This is a genomic window from Desulfobacula phenolica, from assembly GCF_900105645.1.
Classification (GTDB): domain Bacteria; phylum Desulfobacterota; class Desulfobacteria; order Desulfobacterales; family Desulfobacteraceae; genus Desulfobacula; species Desulfobacula toluolica.
Genome location: NZ_FNLL01000001.1, coordinates 270,082 through 286,785, shown reverse-complemented (window position 1 = coordinate 286,785; position 16,704 = coordinate 270,082). Strand labels below are relative to the sequence as shown.

Here is a 16,704-nt window from a genome sequence, read left to right as displayed (position 1 = left end):
TTTATGCGTTTATAATTAACCCGGCTGATCCGGCGCGGATAATGTTGAACCACTTTTTTTTTGATCCAGTTCCTGGAAAAGGGTAATGGAAAACAAAGTCCCTTTTTCCGGTGTTGAATCCACAAACAACCGGCCGCCATGTTCCTTTATGATCCCGTATACCACGGACAAGCCAAGCCCAACGCCTTTGCCTTTTTGTTTGGTTGTAAAAAAAGGCTCAAATATCTTTGAAATCATTTCTTGAGAAATACCGGCACCTGTATCACCGACCTCAATCCCCACGGCTTTTTTTTCAGGTTTGCTGAAAGTTCTGATGGTCAACCGTTTTTTTGAAACCCTGGACATGCTTTCCACAGCATTTGAAATCAGATTCATGATCACCTGCTTGAGCTGATCTTCCGAACCGCAGATCAAAGGCAGGTTATGTTCAAGCTCTTCTATAACCCTGATCTTATTGATTTTCAACAGATTTGAATTAAGAATCAAGGTCTGTTCAATCAATTCGTTCACATCAAATTTGACCACCTCTATTTTGGAATGCCGGGCAAAAACCAGAAGATTGCTCACAATCCTGCCGATCCTGCGTATTTCAGTTTCCATGAGATCCAGGTATTGACCAAACAGGTCCAGTTCATCGTGTTTGATATCATCTTCCTTTAAAATCCTTTTGCACAGCATGATCAGATTCAAAATCCCGGCCACAGGGTTGTTGATCTCATGTACAACAGAAGAAGACAGTTTTCCAAGAGATGCCATTTTATCCTGGTGAAGCATCCGTTCATGGGTCTCTTTGAGCTGCCGGGTGCGCTCGTCAACCATTTTCAGCAGATGATCCTGGTTCTGCTTTTCATTGGTTTTGCGTTTGGTGATATCCCGGCTGATTTCAATGAATTTGGAAATTTTTCCCTTTTTCTCCCAGATGGGAAAAATCGTCAATTCCGTATACTTGATTTTGCCATCAGAGCCCAGCCGGGTCAATTCCGCCTGGCAGTGACGCTTTTCGCGGACCACCTTTTCCAGGGGGCATTTTGAATGACAATTGCTGCTTTTACGCGTGACCTCTTTAAACACCTCATAGCATTTGCGGCCAATAACATCCTCCCTGGCATAATTCATATGCTTTAAGAACGCGTCATTGACTTCCAGGATCTCACGGTCAGGGGATATGATCAGAATAAAATCCCGAATACCATTCAAAATGGTATCCATTTCATTTTGAGGAAAGTTCACGACAGGTTCCTTTAATAATGAATGAATTAAGTTGGAATCATCTTAATTTTTAACACATGCGCTTCCACGGAAGCAAGAAATAGTTATTTCAAGTTTTGAACAGATGGAAAAATGCCATAATATATGGGGAGGGTCAGGCTTTCATTATTGGTTCTGTTGTTGAAATTCCCCTTTTATGATCAAAATATTGGTAAAAGCACAATACCCCATTAGCCTACTGGGTGGCCGACATTGTGATCAAGCCCTTTCTTTGGGACGGTTGGAAATATCCATACCCCTGTAGAAAAATACAACAAGAGTCTATATGTCTGCCTGTCAAAGGATTTCACCGGAATTACCGGTTCAGGATGAACACAGGTGTAGTAAAATACAACACATAGTCCATTGTCTCGTTTTTTTAAAAAAAACTCAAATGGCCTGAAAAAGCCCGTGTCAAAAGGAACTATCCATAACCGGCCCAGTCAAAACACCGATTGGTATCCTTTTTGCTCTGTTGTATCCATAGAGAAACACAAAACAACAAACCAGACTTCCAAAGGAGACACCAAATGAACGAGACCCTGAAAACCCAATCAAAAAAACAGCCATATTCAAGACCCCAAACCTTGTGGCAATCCGGAAAAAATAAAATCCAACGGCCCTGTATCTGGATGCAGGCAGGCGTAGGGTCCAAGAAAGGTTGCAACCACTATCACGACTGTACTACCTGCAAATATGATGCAGCAATGACAAAACTTGCTGCCGCAGGAAAACACATTTCCTGGCAGGATGCCATGAGAAAAAAAGACAGCCGGGACAGAACCTGCCGTCATACCCTGACCCAAAGAGCCGATCACAGGATCTGCCCCATGAATTACAATTGTTCAAGGTGTGATTTTGATCAATTGTTTGAAGATTCCCTGTCACCGAACACAGGTCATGCCATGGTGAAGATGACGGATATAAAAGGATTCAAACTGCCCAACGGGTATTATTTTCATTCCGGACACACCTGGGCCTGTATCGACAGCGGCGGCATCATCCGGATAGGCATGGATGATTTTGCATTCAAGGTATTGGGTAATCCTGATAATTTCGATCTTCCCTTGACCGGACAGGAACTGAACCAAAACAAGCCGGGATGGGGTATAAAACGCAATAGGAACCTTGCCGATATTCTCTCCCCTGTCAACGGAGTGATTACCAAAGTTAACCCTTCGGTAAAAACCACCCCGAACCTTTCAGGCAAACTGCCTTACCAGGACGGGTGGCTGTTTACGGTTCATAATTCCGATATCAAAAGGGCAGTCAAACACCTGATGGCAGATGAAGATAGTGTGGAATGGCTGAACCGTGAAATCACCACCCTGGAAGACATGATAGAGGATGTGGCAGGCCCCCTGGCTGCTGATGGAGGGGTTCTGACCCATGATATCTACGGAAATCTTCCCGGCCTGGGATGGGGGAACCTGACCCGTACATTTCTCAAAACCGGATCAAGATTCAAATAAATGCCATGAGCAAACCTGGTGTTTCATCCTGAGTGGTACACAACAAAAATTTAAAGTCGCTGTATTAATTTTTCAGGACTTTCTCATAAAAACAAATAATGGGTGGTATCCATGAAGATTGCATTAAAACAAGCAAGCCTACCGGACTGCCTCTGGATGCAGGCAGGTGTGGTTCCTAAAAAACACTGTTATAAAAATTTTTGCTGTATTACCTGCCAATTTGACCGGGCAATGACCAGAGTCTGCCGTAAAAATAAAATCAGGCAAAATAAAACCAGTCCCCAAAAAATCAAAACCATTAAAAGCAAACGGGAAAACTTTATTTTCTGGAAAGACCGGCTCAGACAGATGCCCCTTGCCGGACGGCCCTGTGTCCATCACATGAAAGGTCATATTGAATTTAAAACCTGTCCCAAGTCCTATCACTGTACGGATTGTGAATTTGACCAGTATTTTCATGACCAGTTCACGGTACATACTGTCTTAAAACCGGTGGCATTTGATGATATCAACGGAATTTGTCTGCCGACAGGATACTATCTTCACTCTGGACACACCTGGATTAAACTGGAAGGACAGGGCATGGTTCGCGCAGGCATTGATGATTTTGCCTGCAGGCTGTTGGGAAAATTTGACACATTTGCCGATCCCTTGATGGGAAAGCAGCTTAAACAGGGGCTGCCGGCTGTCACCCTGTCAAGGCAGAAACACAAGGTCGATTTTCTTTCTCCTGTCAACGGGGTTATCACACAAGTGAATGCAAAGGTCAAAAAAAAACCTGGTCTGATCAACCAGTCACCCTATACGGACGGCTGGCTGTTTATGCTTTATTGCCCCGATTTGAAACAAGATTTGAAACAATTGATGTTCATGAAGTCTTCAAAGGGATTCATGGGACAAGAAGTCAAACGGCTGACCGCATTTATTGAGGAAGAAACCCAGGCCAAGGCGGCTGACGGCGGCAGTTTTGTGTCGGATCTTTTTGGCAATCTTCCCGGCGTATCCTGGGAAGATTTGCTGAAACGATTCATACCCCAAGGGACTTGATAGAATCGGACAGAAAAATTTTGCAATACCGGCAGAAACGATCTGATTTATGATCCACATCCTCAAGCTTGCGGCAATAGTGCATCATACAATGCTCATCTTCACAATGCCGGAGATCAAAAGTATGTCCCAGTTCATGAACCGCTTCCTTGACAATTCTGCAGCGGCTCTTTTCCCTGGACCCGGAATTTGGATATTCCATAAGCCTGGAAAGGGATATAATGCTGGTTCTCCCCCCCAGTTGAGCTTCCCCATATACATGAGTTAAAATGGGGATAAACAGATCCTCTTGTGTCACTGCCAGAAGCTTTATGCAATCCTCCGGCATCCTGGTCGCCAGTTCCTCTAAAATCCGGGTAGAATAATACTGGTCCCTATCCCGGTCATAGGCAAAAAAAATATCCTCCAGCAGGACAGATACCCGCGTCTCAAACCTGAAGATCTCCTTGACCCTTTCGGCAATGACAGCAGTGATCCATGAGGGGATATCCCCCACTGGTGAAATTATAATGACCCCATATGAATTCATATGATCTGAGTTAATATGATCTGGTTTCATAAAATCTGGATTTATATCATATGGGTTTAAACTCACGCGGTTCAATCCGGTTTCAATTCGTATCGTTTGATTTTATTGTAAAGAGTCGACCTGTCAATACCAAGAATGACAGCGCTTTTGGAAATATTCCAGCCGGTCTGTTCCAGAATTTTATGAATATGCTGTTTTTCCATATCATTCAAAGAAAAATACCTGGTTTTAAGTTCATCTTCCAGCGACGCACCAATGGGAAGATCACGAGGGGTTATAGTTCCGGTCCTGCAAACCACAACTGCCCGTTCAATGGCATTGGACAATTCCCGGACATTTCCAGGCCATTCATAAAGCATCAGCTCGTCCATGGCATCCCGACTGATCCGTTCCACCCCCCGGTTGACCTCCCGTGTAAACTGGTGTAAAAAATGCTCTGCCAGAAGAGGGATGTCTTCTTTCCGATCCCGGAGGGGCGGCATGGTAAAACAGATCACATTAAGGCGGTAATAAAGATCTTCCCGAAAAGTCCGGTTTCGGATGGCCTGCTCAAGATCTGCGTTGGTTGCGGCAATCACCCTGAAACTTGCCGTAATAGGCTGGGTTCCCCCTACTTTGTAAAAAATCTTATCCTCCAGCACCTGAAGCAAATCAATCTGCATACGCATGCTGATTTCACCGATTTCATCCAGAAAAAGAGTTCCCCCGGCTGCCAGCTCCAGCCGTCCCTTCCTAGTTTCCTTGGCATCTGTAAATGCGCCCCTGCGGTGGCCGAACAACTCACTTTCCATGATATGCTTAGGGATGGCACCGCAATTCACACTCACAAAAGGACCATCCTTGACAGGGCTGTTGCAGTGAATGGCCTTGGCAGCCAGGCCTTTGCCTGAACCTGTTTCACCGGTAATCAGAACCGAAGACTCAACGTCCCGTATATCCTGAATAAGCCTGAAAACTTCCTGCATTGGTTTTGACTGGCCGATCATGCTCTCAAACCGGGTAAGGTTTTCGTATTCCTCTTTTAAGAAAATATTTTCCTTTTTCTGTGCCCGGTGAGCCACCAGTTTTTCGATCAAAACCCCCAGTTCATTCGGATCAAAAGGCTTTAAAATATAATCAAAGGCATGAGATTTCATGGCCTGAACCGCAGATGGAACAGTTCCAAATGCCGTGATCATGATCACGTCAATATCCTCATATTCTTCTTTAACATGGGTAAGAACTTCCAGGCCGCTGATCCCGTCCAGCTGAATATCTAAAAGCAGGATATCAAAACTTTGGTTTTTTAATATATCAAGAGCCTGTTCCCCGCTTTCAACGGTACAAACATGGTGCCCGTCTCTTTTCAGCCAGCCGGCAAGAGATTCGCGGATCACCAGTTCATCATCCACCACCAGAATCCTGACCTGTTCCATTAGATTGTCTCCGGATTAATTCTTTTTGTAAGGGATGTTCGAATTATAAAGAATTTTTCACAGAAACAAAAGTTATTACGAAAATATTGACAATTCCTTTTATGCTGCTTGATTTTTAAAGTATGTAAAAAAAATTCTTAACTTGGATAAAAATTGTATTAAAATCATGTAAAAATAGTATCAACTCTATTCAGGCAAGCTTATTAAAATATTTGATCTTCCATTAACCAACATATTGAAATAGTGATATAATTCATACAAAAAATCTTTGTTTTACCATATGGTACAAAGATTGCTTTTTTGGATGGACAAAGACATACGTATTTCACGAAATTGCAAATAAAATAATCAATTAAGGTATTCCGGAAATAATTTAATCTGTTTTAAAACAAAAAGGATAGATCATGAAAAATTTTTTATTGTTATTATTAACAGGACTGACATTTATTTTAACCACTTCAGCATCTGCATCCCCGTATGCTGCCCCTTACCTCTCTTATCTTGATCTTGACTCCCAGGATGTAATTTTTAACGCAGGGGGAAATGAGTCAAAATCCCATACATGGAACTTTGATTTGATCAATGACACATTGTCCGAAGGAGACGTTGACGGCAACGATGTAATTAGTTCTGCGTTTTTATGTTGGACAATAAGCGAAGATTTAAAGGATAATAACCCAAACTTCTATGAATATATAGATATATACATAAATGATAACCTACTGTTTGGTGACTGGGAGATGGACAATGGTTCTTGGGTGATAGACACAAACCTTCTTGATCTTGTCACAACACCGTCCATATTCAAAGTAGAATTCAAGGACTTCAACGATGGACATAAAAACAAGGATTGGGATATTATGGTTTCAGATGTTAAAATATTTGGTGTGTATACCGACATGCATGGGAACCATGCGCCTGAACCGTCAACACTGATGCTCTTCGGTTTTGGTCTTTTAGCCCTTGCAGGTATCAGCAGAAAAAAAAGTACACATAAAGTCTCGTAAATATCAAAATATAAATGGGCAAAACCGCATCAAAAAATTTTTGCCCTTAATTTTTTTATACGTCCAATACCTGCATCAACCCAAGCCGCCAACTTATATCGTTAAAAAAATAAATTCCTTATTTCATTTAATCTTTTCGATCAATGTCCTGTGCTTCAGGACTCAGGAATAATCCTGACATCATCCTGCCGGACAATTGCGTATGCATCGTTGCCTTCACAAAAAGCATTCATTTCCAAGGCGTTATGGGTAACCAGAACCTTGATAAAGGTCTCTTGGGATTTCAAATGCAGCAGACAGGTATTTCCCTGATTGACAACCTGCGTCAGGGTTGTTTTCAGTATGTTCTTTGCATACTCCAGGCCGGGAGGGGCTTTGAGAACAACGATATTCTCGGGCCTGATAGCCACTTTCACCCGTGATCCGACAGGGGCCTCGTCCCGGGACATCAACTCAAAGCCGTTCACACGGACGGTACTCATCCCTAATGAGCTTTGAATGACTTGCCCGTCAAGGATGTTTACCCCTACAAAATCCGCAATAAACTGTGAGTTCGGCCGATGAAAGATTTCTTCCATCGCACCAAACTGGATCAAATGACCGTTCTTTATGACAGCGATCTTGTTGGCCAGGGCCCAGGCATCTTCAAGATCGTGGGTAATGTGTATGACTGTTGTCCCCCGATCTTGAATCGCCTGTTTCAGAAGACGCCGGGCCTCGTTCCGGGTCTGAAGATCCAGGGCGGAAAACGGTTCGTCCATAAGCAGAAGCCTTGGCTCCACTGCAAGCGCTCTTGCAAGTGCGACCCGCTGCTGTTCCCCGCCTGAAAGCGTATCTGGTTTGCGGTGAAGAAGATGACCTATATTCAGGGAGGTCGCCAGATCCTTTATTTTTTCTTTGATCCCATGCTTTTGAATCTTTTTCAGGCCATAAGCAATATTCTTAAACACCGTAAAATGCGGAAGCAGTGCATAATCCTGATATACGATACCGATCCGCCTTCGTTCCGGCAATTCATGAGTCAGATCCTCTCCTTCAACGATAATCCGGCCTTTATCCGTTGCCCAGAAACCAACAATGCTTTCCAGCAAAATGGTCTTGCCCGAACCTGTCGGGCCTATGATACTCAGATAATCTCCTTTTTCCAGTGAAAAGGAGATCCCCTGAAGATAAAATTCCCCCAGATGAATATGCAGATTTTCAATCTCAAGTAATGTCAAAACCCTACCTCTGCTCTTTCAAAAATATAAATCGCTGCAAAAGAGACCACCATCAAAACAATTCCGCTTGTAAGCGCCATACCCATATTGCCGTAAGAAATATTCAGGTAAAGGGTAACGGGAAGAACTTCTGTCTTCATGTAGGAGCCTCCGGCCAGAATCAGAACCGTGCCAAAGGTTCCGATGCATCTGGCAAAAGAAATCACTGTGGCGGCAAGACATCCGTTTTTTGCAAGAGGAAGAGAAACATTGATAAAAGTTTGAAACATGGAATACCCCAGAGAACGGGAAACAAATTCCAGACGCGGATCAATATAGTCAAACGTTGATTTCATGATACGGCTGGCATAAGGAAGGGCTGTGAAAAACTGTGCCGCCACAACTCCCTGTTTGGTAAAAACAAATTTCAACCCGATCATTTCCATACACCTGCTGACAAAGCTGTTGCCAAAAAGCAGAAGCAGGCAAAGTCCCAAAACAAGTTCCGGGAATGCCACGGGCAGATCAATGATAGTCTTGACAAACCCTTTGCCGAAAAACTCAAACCGGGACAAGGTATAACCAATGGGAAGAGCAAAACCCATGACCATAATCGTTGATATCAAACCCGTTCCCATGGAAAGCTTCAGGGAAAACATCATCTCCTCACTCCACAGATTTTGCCAGATGTCTTTGAATTCAGGCACGACAAACAGTGATCCGATTGCCAAAACCAGCACCAGGGTAATAAATTGGGTAAGAAAAATAAACGAAATCCGGAAATAATTTATTCTTCGCAAGGTTTGAAACCCCAATTTTGCCAAATCTGACCGCCCTGTTTTGATGCCACATAGGCATTAAAGGCCATGGCTTTTTCCATGTGAGCCGTCTTTGAGCAAACCGCTGTGGGAATGGTTTTAATCATATTGTATTTTGTTTCAATGGGTATGACTTCAAGTTTGCCTTTACCCTCGGCCCAAGCGGTCAGATCTCCCCATATAACAGCCGCATCGACCTGTTTCAAGGCCACATAGATCAGCAACTGGTTAACAGTAGGAGCATACACCTCAATATTGGGTTGAACCTTTTCCCATAATCCGGCCTTTGTCAGCATCTTTTTGGCCACCCGCCCTATGGCCGGGGCCTTTGGATCACCAATGGCAACCTTGATGCCCGGCCTGGCCAGGTCTTCAAAACCCCTTATATCTGCTGGATTTCCCTTGGGCACGGCAATAACCGGCACATGAAGAACCAGATTATGAATGGTTTCCTTGATTACCCAGCCGTTTTTCAGGGCATCATCAGTATATTTGGCTGCACCTGGAATCAACACATCGCAAGGCTGACCCGCCGCAAGCATTCCAAATATTTCACCTGAACTGCCGTAATGGATATCCACCTGTATATTATTTTGTTTTTCAAAATTCTTTCTCATCTCTTCCATGGGTTTTATGAGTCCCGCACCACTGAAAACAACAAGATCAGCAGCATAGCTGTTTCCCGCAAAAACCAGCAGAATTACAAAAATGAAAATGAGTTTGCGCATTTCAACCTCCTGAATTCAAATTGCTTTTTATTTTATTCCATACCTTTTGCAAAAAAAGCAAAACAGCCGTACCAGAATCAACCTCCCCCGAGGCAGACGCTCCTTGCTTTTTTAAGACTATCTTATCCAAATCCCATGTCTTTGCTTACTCTTGAAAGCATGCAAAGTTTATATTGGTTTGTATTTGGCATGTCAAGGCAATTACAAAAAAGCAAATAAAATCAAGGCCAATCCAAACCAATACCCACCTTAATCAACAAAAGCTTAGGATCGGCTCTCCTTATAAACCAGCAAACCCTTGACGATCCATTCACAACCATCAAATAAAAACATCCTTAATACTTTGAATCCTTCAACCGATAAAACGACAAATAGAGGCGGCATTTTTTGCAACTTGCCGAACAACAGTATGGCTTAATAATAAGGCAATACATAAAAGTCTGAAAAAATCATATAAGCAATTTTCATTTCTTTAATACAAACAATAATCAACACTTTCCTTGCTTAGTGGTTGTTAAATCAAGAAAAACATTCTACGATCATACAAAGAGATGTTTGTATTATATGTATAAGATGATCAAAATAATAATCACCATGAACAAGGATTTATAATATGTCTTTTAATTTCATAATGATGTTTTCAATGACTGTATTTATTGCGTCAATAATACCAGGTCCAAGCATGTTGCTGGCTTTAACTCACGGCATACATTACGGAGCCAAAAAAAGCATGGCGTCAGCCATGGGCAATGTAACAATTACATTCATTCAAGCATCTATTTCCATTGCAGGTCTGGGAACAATTTTAATGGCTTCCGAAACTGCGTTTCAACTCATCAAATGGGCAGGGGCAGCATACCTTCTCTATATGGGAATCAGCATATTATGCTCATCAGAAATGTCATTATCTACAAGAAACCTCAACCGTTCCACGAAAAAAAATTCTTTGACCGGGATGTATCTGCAAGCCGCCTTTGTGACCGCTGGCAATCCCAAAGCAATTGTATTTTTCACTGCAGTCTTTCCTCAATTTATTGATCCTGGTATGGCCTATTTCTATCAATTCTGCGTGCTTATGACTATTTGCACTTTTATAGCATTTTCCTGTTTTATGATTTATGCAATATGCGGTCAAAAAATTGTATCACTATTTTCCAAAGATATGGCGGGAAAACATATAAAAAGAATTATTGGCAGCACTTTTATTGGGGCAGCAATTGGTCTTGCTGCAAGCAACAAATAAATCCCATGGCAATTGTGAATCAGAGTGGCTGACCTCGAACATTGAAGAACAGCTATATTAAAACCTGTGGAGGACAATATGGCAATATCATTTATGGACGGAAATGAAACTCTTGCAAGGGGAGCCATTGCAGCCGGATGTAATTTTTTTGCCGGGTATCCGATCACACCGGCAACGACAATCTTAAACAACATGCTGAAAATGCTGCCCCCCAAAGGAGGTATCTGTGTACAGGCAGAAGACGAAATCGCCTCAATGGGATATTGCATTGGTGCGGCCATGGCAGGTAAAAAGGCACTCACCGCAACATCCGGCCCCGGCATCAGTCTTTACAGCGAGCAGATTTCATTTGCCATTGGCAGTGAAATTCCCCTGGTGATTGCAGATGTGCAGCGACTTGGCCCGTCAACAGGTTCGGCAACCAGAGGGGCTGACGGTGACATTCAATTTTTAAGGTGGGGAAACTCAGGCGGTGTTCCAATGATCGTTCTTGTGCCCGCAGATGCCAAGGACTGCTATATTCTTGTCGTCCATGCATTTAATTATGCCGAAGAATTCCGGTGTCCTGTTTTTATTGCCTCCAACAAGGAAATCGGCATGACAAAGCAAAGTATTGATCTTGAGTCGATAACCCTTCCGAAGATTGTGGAACGAAACCTATTTTCAGAAAGCACCTATCTGCCTTTTGAGGCTAAACCAGATGCAGCCCCACCATTTCTTCCAATTGGAGGCAAAATCATTGTCAGGCAGACATCCTCAACCCATGGCCCTGACGGCTATCTCACCATTGACCCGGATGTAATTGCTCAAAACCAGGCGCGGCTGAGAAAAAAAATTCACAAAGCCCGGAACAGAATCACACTGTTTGAAGAGAATATCAAAAAAACATCAGACACACTGGTCATCAGCTACGGCATTACGTCACGTTCGGTGAAAAATGCTGCAAAACGCCTTGAAAAAAAAGACAAAGCCGTCTCAACACTTACTTTAAAAAGCCTTTGGCCGGTGCCCGAAGATCTTTTGATAAAAAAAGCCAAACCCTTTACCCGCATTGCAGTCATTGAGATGAACCTGGGCCAATATGTAAAGGAAATCCAGCGGGTGCTTTGTGACAAAAAGATAGGATTTTACGGCCAGATGAACGGCCAACTGATCACGCCGTCAAAAATCATGGAGGTCATTGAAAATGAGTCGCTTTTTAAATAAAAACCGTCCCCCTGTCTATTGCCCCGGATGCACGCATGAAAAAATCACCAAAGGACTTGATAAAGCCCTGACCGATTTAAACCTTCCGGCAAACCAAACCGTTATTGTTTCTGATATCGGCTGTTCCGGTCTTTTTGATACTTTTTTTAACACACACGCTCTTCACGGCATTCACGGTCGTGCCCTGACCTATGCGACCGGTCTTAAACTTGCCGACCCCGACCTTAACGTTATTGTCACAATGGGAGACGGCGGTCTTATAATCGGAGGTACCCATGTTCTGGCAGCATGCAGACGGAACCTGGATCTGACCCTGATCATTCTCAACAATTTCAACTTTGGCATGACCGGCGGGCAATATTCCGTCACTACCCCGACAGAAGCAGTGGTGGGATCGGAATTTCTCAATCAAGCTGAAATTCCACTGGATATCTGCACAATTGCCCAAAGTGCAGGTGCCACTTATGTTGACAGATGTTCGGGGTATGATGCAGACTTGTCCGGGAAAATCTGTAAAGCCATTGAACACCATGGGTTTTCCATCATTGAAACTCTTGGAATATGTACGGGCCGTTATACAAAAAAAAATCCGCTGACCCCAGCCTCACTTGATCAGATGATCAAAGAGTTTCCTGAACCATCCGGCAGGATTGAAAAAAACCAAAGACCTGAATATGGAGACCGCTACCGGGAACTTGCCAAAGAAAAAACCATTTTCCCCGAGGCAGCAACCATAGAAAAAAAAATCCATCTTGGAAATTATCAACACCAGGAAGTGGTTATTCTGGGCAGTGCCGGCATGCGGATCGTAACTGCAGGAGATATTGTCGGTCATGCAGGGCTTTGTGCAGGCATGAACGTGTCAATAAAAAACGACCATAATGTCACCGTTCTCAGGGGGCCGTCTGTCAGTGAGATCATTATTTCACCCGATAAAATAGACTACCCAGGCATTGAATCGCCTTGTGTTGTCCTTGCATTGAGTGATGAAGGGGTACAGCGAAGAAACAAAATATTTGCATCCCTGAAACCGGATACTTTTGTATTAAAAGAAAAAAAGGTCTCAATTCCCCAAACCCATGGGGAAATTGTTGAAATCGACTTCAGGAAACTGAAAATAAAAAAACAGGACTGGGCTATTGCCTCCCTTGGAGTAATGGCAAAAAAAGAAAAAGCCGTCAACAAAGAGATGCTGATTCACGCATTAAAGTTCTGTTTCAATAAAAACCGATATCTGACCGCAATGGAAACCATTGAAAAAATATTCAATGCATAACAGGGCCTTGCCTTAACAAAAAAACTGATAAAAAGCTGTCAAAAAAACAAAAAGACAAGGCCCTGTTTATTCAAATTCACATCATAAATTTATGAATTTAAGATCTTTTTTGCACTTTCATTATTGACATCAGACACATGGGGAATACCGGTTTCACGAGCTGTTTCCCTATTGCCTGCAAAAATTTCATCCGCTGTCTTTCCAACTTGCAGAACGGTTTTTGACAATTCATTCCAGTTACCGTTTATAGCAGCCCGGCGCTCAGGATAGATGGCACCTTTGATATTGGCACCTAAAAATCCAGGAATCATAATGGCTCTTCCCATGCAGATCAGTTTTGTGTAATGAATTACTTATTAGCAAAATAATGCACATTAAAAGGATCATGTTCCATCTCAATCACATCAACCTTTTCAAACCCTGCCCTATTCAACATCTGAACGGCCTTTTGCCTTCCCCACATCATGCCAAGGCCCGTACCGCCATCAACAAGCCCCACCGGCATGCAATGCATCAAGCTTACCGTATACAAAAAAGGCCCCATGGGATGATTTAAATTTTTGGCATGGTCGCTGCCCGCATCAATGTCCACCATGGAAAACCTGCCGTTGCCGGAAAGCATATACCGAACTCCTTTCAAGGCATCCAATGGTTTTGTCTGATCATGTATGGAATCAAAGGCCGTGATATAATCAAAGCGTTCTTGAAATTCAGAATTTCCTTCAATCCGGGCGGCATCCTGTATCAGATACGTCACATTTTTCAATCCCTGCTCAACAGCAGTTGTCCGGGCTGTTTCAATGGCAGCTTCATGGGTATCGATTCCAATAAAATCTGATTTAGGAAAATGTTGTGCCATCAGGTTCAGTGCAACCCCTTCACCACAGCCTATGTCACATACAGCTATACCTCTTTCAAGGTCATCCACAAGCCTTCCATTATCCACTCCAGGTAAAAACTTATCCACCAGAACCTGTTCATGTTTGGCATTGGAAAGCTCTGCCATGAATGACTGGAACTTTGGATAACATGAAAAAGGCACGCCTTCACCGGATGAGAACCCCTTTTCAACTTGCTCCAAAGCGCATTGGGTCAGCAATGGAATTTCCTGAGAATACACGCCTAAATTTGCATCACCTGCGCGCCTTGTAAGGCAGGCGGCATGTTCTGCCGGCAAAGAATATGCCGTTTCCCCGGATGCTTGTGAAACAATATGCACAATCTGTCCGGTCACCATCACTCCCAGCCATTCTGAAACATATCGTTCATTCAGATTTGCACTGCCGGCAATTTGCTTTACTGATGCAGGAGCCCCCATAGTGTCCATCACATCAAACAGCCCTGTTTTATATCCGATTCCCATGGCCAGGTTAAGTGCCCCATAGTTTAAAATATCCACCATTTTCCGATTGAAATCCTGCTTTTTTTTATCCGGCATCCTTCCTCTCTGTTGGCTTTTTCATGTGTCAAAACAACAACACACTTTTATTTGTTTTATGAATCGCGCATCTGTTTTATATTGTCCCTGAGCTGGTATATCTGCATCCCCAAACCTATACATTGTTTGCCCTCCATGCAGACATTTGCATCTTCCGGTTCAAGATAGGTCTTCAAGGTCTGGTTATCTTTGTTCAGTTGTACAACCCATACCTTTTTATCCTGATCATACTCTACATTCAGATCTATCCCGCACTCACCAATATCCGGATATACGGATCTTATTTTTTCGCAAAGTTGATTTTTAGTATACATTTTTTCCCTCCTTGCGGCCTTTATGATCTTTATATAAAACCAAACATACTGTAATAATATAAAGTTTAGTTTTTTATTGCGGCAGACAAATCAGCCATGTGTATTATATGAAAATCTTAAAAAATTCACACCAAAACTTTCATACTTTTTTGTAGGCAAATCCTAAACGAAATATCAGGTCTGCCCGTAGCAGTTATTCAAACAAAACCACCAATGTCTGTCATTAAAAAATAATTCTTTTTCAGGCAATGTAAATACTTTTCAAATAAAACCGACAACCCGGAAAGTATCCGGTCTGTCTTTAAAGATGGCCTTTCTACGCATTGACAGGATCACAAAATTTTTATACCGTATTAACCATCTAATATTTTTTTCAACCAAATGAGAACCTGCAATGCTGAAAATAAACGACAACATAAGTATTCCGGAAGCGCAAATTCAGTTCCAGGCCATACGGGCACAGGGATCAGGCGGCCAGAATGTCAACAAAGTTTCCACTGCGATTCACCTTCGCTTTGACATTCAAGCCTCCAGTCTGCCGGATCAGGTTAAAGACAAGCTATTATCTCTCAGCGACCAGAGAATTTCAAAAACCGGTGTTCTGGTAATCAAGGCCCAGACTTTTCGGACCCAGGAAAAAAACAAGGAAGATGCACTGAACCGCTTACAAAAAATTGTGCAAAGCGTTCTGGTCAAAAAAAAGAAGCGACAAAAAACAAGACCGAAAAAAGGAGCAGTTGAAAAGCGCCTGGATAGCAAGACAAAAAACGGCAGGGTCAAAAAATTGAGAAAAAAAGTGGATTATTAATCTTCTTTAGGCAGAGGAAAATCAATGAAAATTCTTCTTACAAATGACGACGGCTACGCTGCTCCTGGAATTCAGGTGTTGTACGAATCACTCCGGCCGTATCACAAGGTTGTTCTGATTGCACCCGACAGAGAAAAAAGTGCCGTGAGCCACGGTATCACCCTTAATGACCCCATACGAATGAGCCCGGTCCGCTTAAATGACGGAGATGATGGATATGCGGTTACAGGAACACCTGCTGACTGTGTTAAACTGGGGTTATTTGACCTTTTCACCACGCCACCGGACCTGATTATTTCAGGGATCAATCCTGGCTGCAATACAGGGGTTGATATCAATTATTCAGGAACGGTTTCAGCTGCCAGGGAAGGCGCTTTAAACGGTATATTAAGCATTGCGGTTTCCATAAAAACAGGAAAGACTCCTGATTTTCAAGGAATGTCCCGCTTCATCGCCAATATAGTTGACAAGGTGTATGATAACGGGCTTCCTTCAGGCACCTTTCTGAATATCAACGCACCTGATATTCCATTGGATGAGGTGAAAGGCGTAAAAATCACCCGGCAGGCATCTAATAATCTTTCCAAACAATTTGACAAGCGCGTTGATCCTAAAAACAGGTCTTATTACTGGTATGGCCGTATTGATCAGGTAGCAGATGAACCGGATTCAGATATCACTGCGGTATTGCAAGGCTATATCTCCATAACACCTGTTCAATGCGATATCACAAACTACAGTGTATTGGCTGAGTTGGAACCATTCCAATTGCCTTAAAAAAACGAAGACAGTGTTCCGACGCATAAAAAAATCACGGCCCCGGAGGGGGCCTGATATAAGCGGTTACTTTTGCTCAGCATTCTAATTCACAAAGTCATTCATGCAGTCATTCAACATAAACACGAATCAGGCCTGACAATATTAATTTATCTTGAACCACAACATAAAGTATACTA

General features: G+C 42.9%; 17 protein-coding genes. 8 read left to right on the top strand and 9 right to left on the bottom strand.

Annotated elements, in window-relative coordinates:
- Positions 1-15: 15 nt before the first annotated feature.
- The gene (locus BLT94_RS01205; protein WP_092229619.1) at positions 16-1,230 is read right to left on the bottom strand and encodes a PAS domain-containing sensor histidine kinase; all 1,215 of its coding nucleotides are present in this window, start codon (positions 1,228-1,230) and stop codon (positions 16-18) included.
- Between the two features lie 548 nt (positions 1,231-1,778).
- Here BLT94_RS01205 and BLT94_RS01200 point away from each other — a divergent pair.
- Complete coding sequence (locus BLT94_RS01200; protein WP_092229617.1) at positions 1,779-2,720, top strand: glycine cleavage system protein H; 942 nt, start codon at positions 1,779-1,781, stop codon at positions 2,718-2,720.
- Between the two features lie 111 nt (positions 2,721-2,831).
- Positions 2,832-3,767: a glycine cleavage system protein H gene (locus tag BLT94_RS01195; protein WP_092229615.1), complete on the top strand. Its 936-nt coding sequence runs from the start codon at positions 2,832-2,834 to the stop codon at positions 3,765-3,767.
- On the opposite strand, the gene BLT94_RS01190 is transcribed toward BLT94_RS01195, so the two are convergent.
- Both BLT94_RS01190 and BLT94_RS01185 read right to left on the bottom strand, forming a co-directional pair.
- Complete coding sequence (locus tag BLT94_RS01190; RefSeq protein WP_139168957.1) at positions 3,748-4,326, bottom strand: archaemetzincin family Zn-dependent metalloprotease; 579 nt, start codon at positions 4,324-4,326, stop codon at positions 3,748-3,750. The two genes, BLT94_RS01195 and BLT94_RS01190, sit on opposite strands and share 20 nt — an antisense overlap.
- A gap of 41 nt (positions 4,327-4,367) precedes the next feature.
- The gene (locus BLT94_RS01185) at positions 4,368-5,711 is read right to left on the bottom strand and encodes a sigma-54-dependent transcriptional regulator (protein WP_092229611.1); all 1,344 of its coding nucleotides are present in this window, start codon (positions 5,709-5,711) and stop codon (positions 4,368-4,370) included.
- 404 nt (positions 5,712-6,115) lie between these two features.
- On the opposite strand from BLT94_RS01185, the gene BLT94_RS01180 reads away from it, so the two are divergent.
- Positions 6,116-6,718, top strand: a complete 603-nt coding sequence (locus BLT94_RS01180; protein WP_014956827.1) for a PEP-CTERM sorting domain-containing protein — start codon at positions 6,116-6,118, stop codon at positions 6,716-6,718.
- A 155-nt stretch (positions 6,719-6,873) separates the two neighbouring features.
- Here BLT94_RS01180 and BLT94_RS01175 read toward each other — a convergent pair whose 3' ends face one another.
- From BLT94_RS01175 to modA, 3 genes are read right to left on the bottom strand one after another with little or no spacing between them, the layout of a single operon-like run.
- Positions 6,874-7,938 (bottom strand): ABC transporter ATP-binding protein, encoded by a 1,065-nt coding sequence (locus BLT94_RS01175; RefSeq protein WP_092229609.1) that lies wholly within the window; start codon positions 7,936-7,938, stop codon positions 6,874-6,876.
- A complete protein-coding gene (locus BLT94_RS01170) occupies positions 7,935-8,657 on the bottom strand; it encodes an ABC transporter permease (RefSeq protein ID WP_245742918.1) in 723 nt (240 codons plus the stop codon). Before BLT94_RS01170 ends, BLT94_RS01175 begins: the two co-directional genes overlap by 4 nt.
- Before the next feature lie 47 nt (positions 8,658-8,704).
- On the bottom strand, positions 8,705-9,463 hold the full coding sequence (gene modA / locus BLT94_RS01165) for a molybdate ABC transporter substrate-binding protein (RefSeq protein WP_092229605.1): 759 nt from the start codon (positions 9,461-9,463) through the stop codon (positions 8,705-8,707).
- 613 nt (positions 9,464-10,076) lie between these two features.
- Between modA and BLT94_RS01160 the strand changes: the two genes are divergently transcribed.
- From BLT94_RS01160 to BLT94_RS01150, 3 genes are all read left to right on the top strand, one after another.
- Positions 10,077-10,706: a LysE family translocator gene (locus tag BLT94_RS01160; protein WP_092229604.1), complete on the top strand. Its 630-nt coding sequence runs from the start codon at positions 10,077-10,079 to the stop codon at positions 10,704-10,706.
- Positions 10,707-10,784: 78 nt separating this feature from the next.
- On the top strand, positions 10,785-11,912 hold the full coding sequence (locus BLT94_RS01155; RefSeq protein WP_092229602.1) for a pyruvate flavodoxin/ferredoxin oxidoreductase: 1,128 nt from the start codon (positions 10,785-10,787) through the stop codon (positions 11,910-11,912).
- Entirely contained in the window at positions 11,893-13,188 is a 1,296-nt protein-coding gene (locus BLT94_RS01150) for a thiamine pyrophosphate-dependent enzyme (protein ID WP_092229600.1), read from the top strand. The genes BLT94_RS01155 and BLT94_RS01150 overlap by 20 nt, the downstream gene beginning before the upstream one ends.
- 89 nt (positions 13,189-13,277) lie before the next feature.
- On the opposite strand, the gene BLT94_RS01145 is transcribed toward BLT94_RS01150, so the two are convergent.
- From BLT94_RS01145 to BLT94_RS01135, 3 genes are read right to left on the bottom strand one after another with little or no spacing between them, the layout of a single operon-like run.
- Positions 13,278-13,499, bottom strand: a complete 222-nt coding sequence (locus BLT94_RS01145) for a hypothetical protein (protein WP_245742891.1) — start codon at positions 13,497-13,499, stop codon at positions 13,278-13,280.
- Positions 13,500-13,537: 38 nt separating this feature from the next.
- On the bottom strand, positions 13,538-14,626 hold the full coding sequence (locus BLT94_RS01140) for a class I SAM-dependent methyltransferase (protein WP_092229596.1): 1,089 nt from the start codon (positions 14,624-14,626) through the stop codon (positions 13,538-13,540).
- Between the two features lie 56 nt (positions 14,627-14,682).
- Positions 14,683-14,940, bottom strand: coding sequence for a hypothetical protein (locus tag BLT94_RS01135; RefSeq protein ID WP_092229595.1), 258 nt, complete (start codon positions 14,938-14,940; stop codon positions 14,683-14,685).
- A 394-nt stretch (positions 14,941-15,334) separates the two neighbouring features.
- Here BLT94_RS01135 and arfB point away from each other — a divergent pair, with 394 nt between their 5' ends.
- Entirely contained in the window at positions 15,335-15,748 is a 414-nt protein-coding gene (arfB, locus tag BLT94_RS01130; protein WP_092229593.1) for an alternative ribosome rescue aminoacyl-tRNA hydrolase ArfB, read from the top strand.
- A 24-nt stretch (positions 15,749-15,772) separates the two neighbouring features.
- Positions 15,773-16,525, top strand: a complete 753-nt coding sequence (surE, locus tag BLT94_RS01125; protein ID WP_092229592.1) for a 5'/3'-nucleotidase SurE — start codon at positions 15,773-15,775, stop codon at positions 16,523-16,525.
- Positions 16,526-16,704 lie beyond the last annotated feature (179 nt).

Excerpts from the sequence above, each read along its gene's own strand:
- BLT94_RS01200 (WP_092229617.1), top strand. The coding sequence starts at position 1,779 with ATGAACGAGACCCTGAAAACCCAATCAAAAAAACAGCCATATTCAAGA.
- BLT94_RS01195 (WP_092229615.1), top strand. The coding sequence starts at position 2,832 with ATGAAGATTGCATTAAAACAAGCAAGCCTACCGGACTGCCTCTGGATG.
- BLT94_RS01190 (WP_139168957.1), bottom strand. The coding sequence starts at position 4,326 with ATGAAACCAGATCATATTAACTCAGATCATATGAATTCATATGGGGTC.
- BLT94_RS01185 (WP_092229611.1), bottom strand. The coding sequence starts at position 5,711 with ATGGAACAGGTCAGGATTCTGGTGGTGGATGATGAACTGGTGATCCGC.
- BLT94_RS01180 (WP_014956827.1), top strand. The coding sequence starts at position 6,116 with ATGAAAAATTTTTTATTGTTATTATTAACAGGACTGACATTTATTTTA.
- modA (WP_092229605.1), bottom strand. The coding sequence starts at position 9,463 with ATGCGCAAACTCATTTTCATTTTTGTAATTCTGCTGGTTTTTGCGGGA.
- BLT94_RS01160 (WP_092229604.1), top strand. The coding sequence starts at position 10,077 with ATGTCTTTTAATTTCATAATGATGTTTTCAATGACTGTATTTATTGCG.
- BLT94_RS01155 (WP_092229602.1), top strand. The coding sequence starts at position 10,785 with ATGGCAATATCATTTATGGACGGAAATGAAACTCTTGCAAGGGGAGCC.
- BLT94_RS01150 (WP_092229600.1), top strand. The coding sequence starts at position 11,893 with ATGAGTCGCTTTTTAAATAAAAACCGTCCCCCTGTCTATTGCCCCGGA.
- BLT94_RS01145 (WP_245742891.1), bottom strand. The coding sequence starts at position 13,499 with ATGATTCCTGGATTTTTAGGTGCCAATATCAAAGGTGCCATCTATCCT.
- BLT94_RS01140 (WP_092229596.1), bottom strand. The coding sequence starts at position 14,626 with ATGCCGGATAAAAAAAAGCAGGATTTCAATCGGAAAATGGTGGATATT.
- BLT94_RS01135 (WP_092229595.1), bottom strand. The coding sequence starts at position 14,940 with ATGTATACTAAAAATCAACTTTGCGAAAAAATAAGATCCGTATATCCG.
- arfB (WP_092229593.1), top strand. The coding sequence starts at position 15,335 with ATGCTGAAAATAAACGACAACATAAGTATTCCGGAAGCGCAAATTCAG.
- surE (WP_092229592.1), top strand. The coding sequence starts at position 15,773 with ATGAAAATTCTTCTTACAAATGACGACGGCTACGCTGCTCCTGGAATT.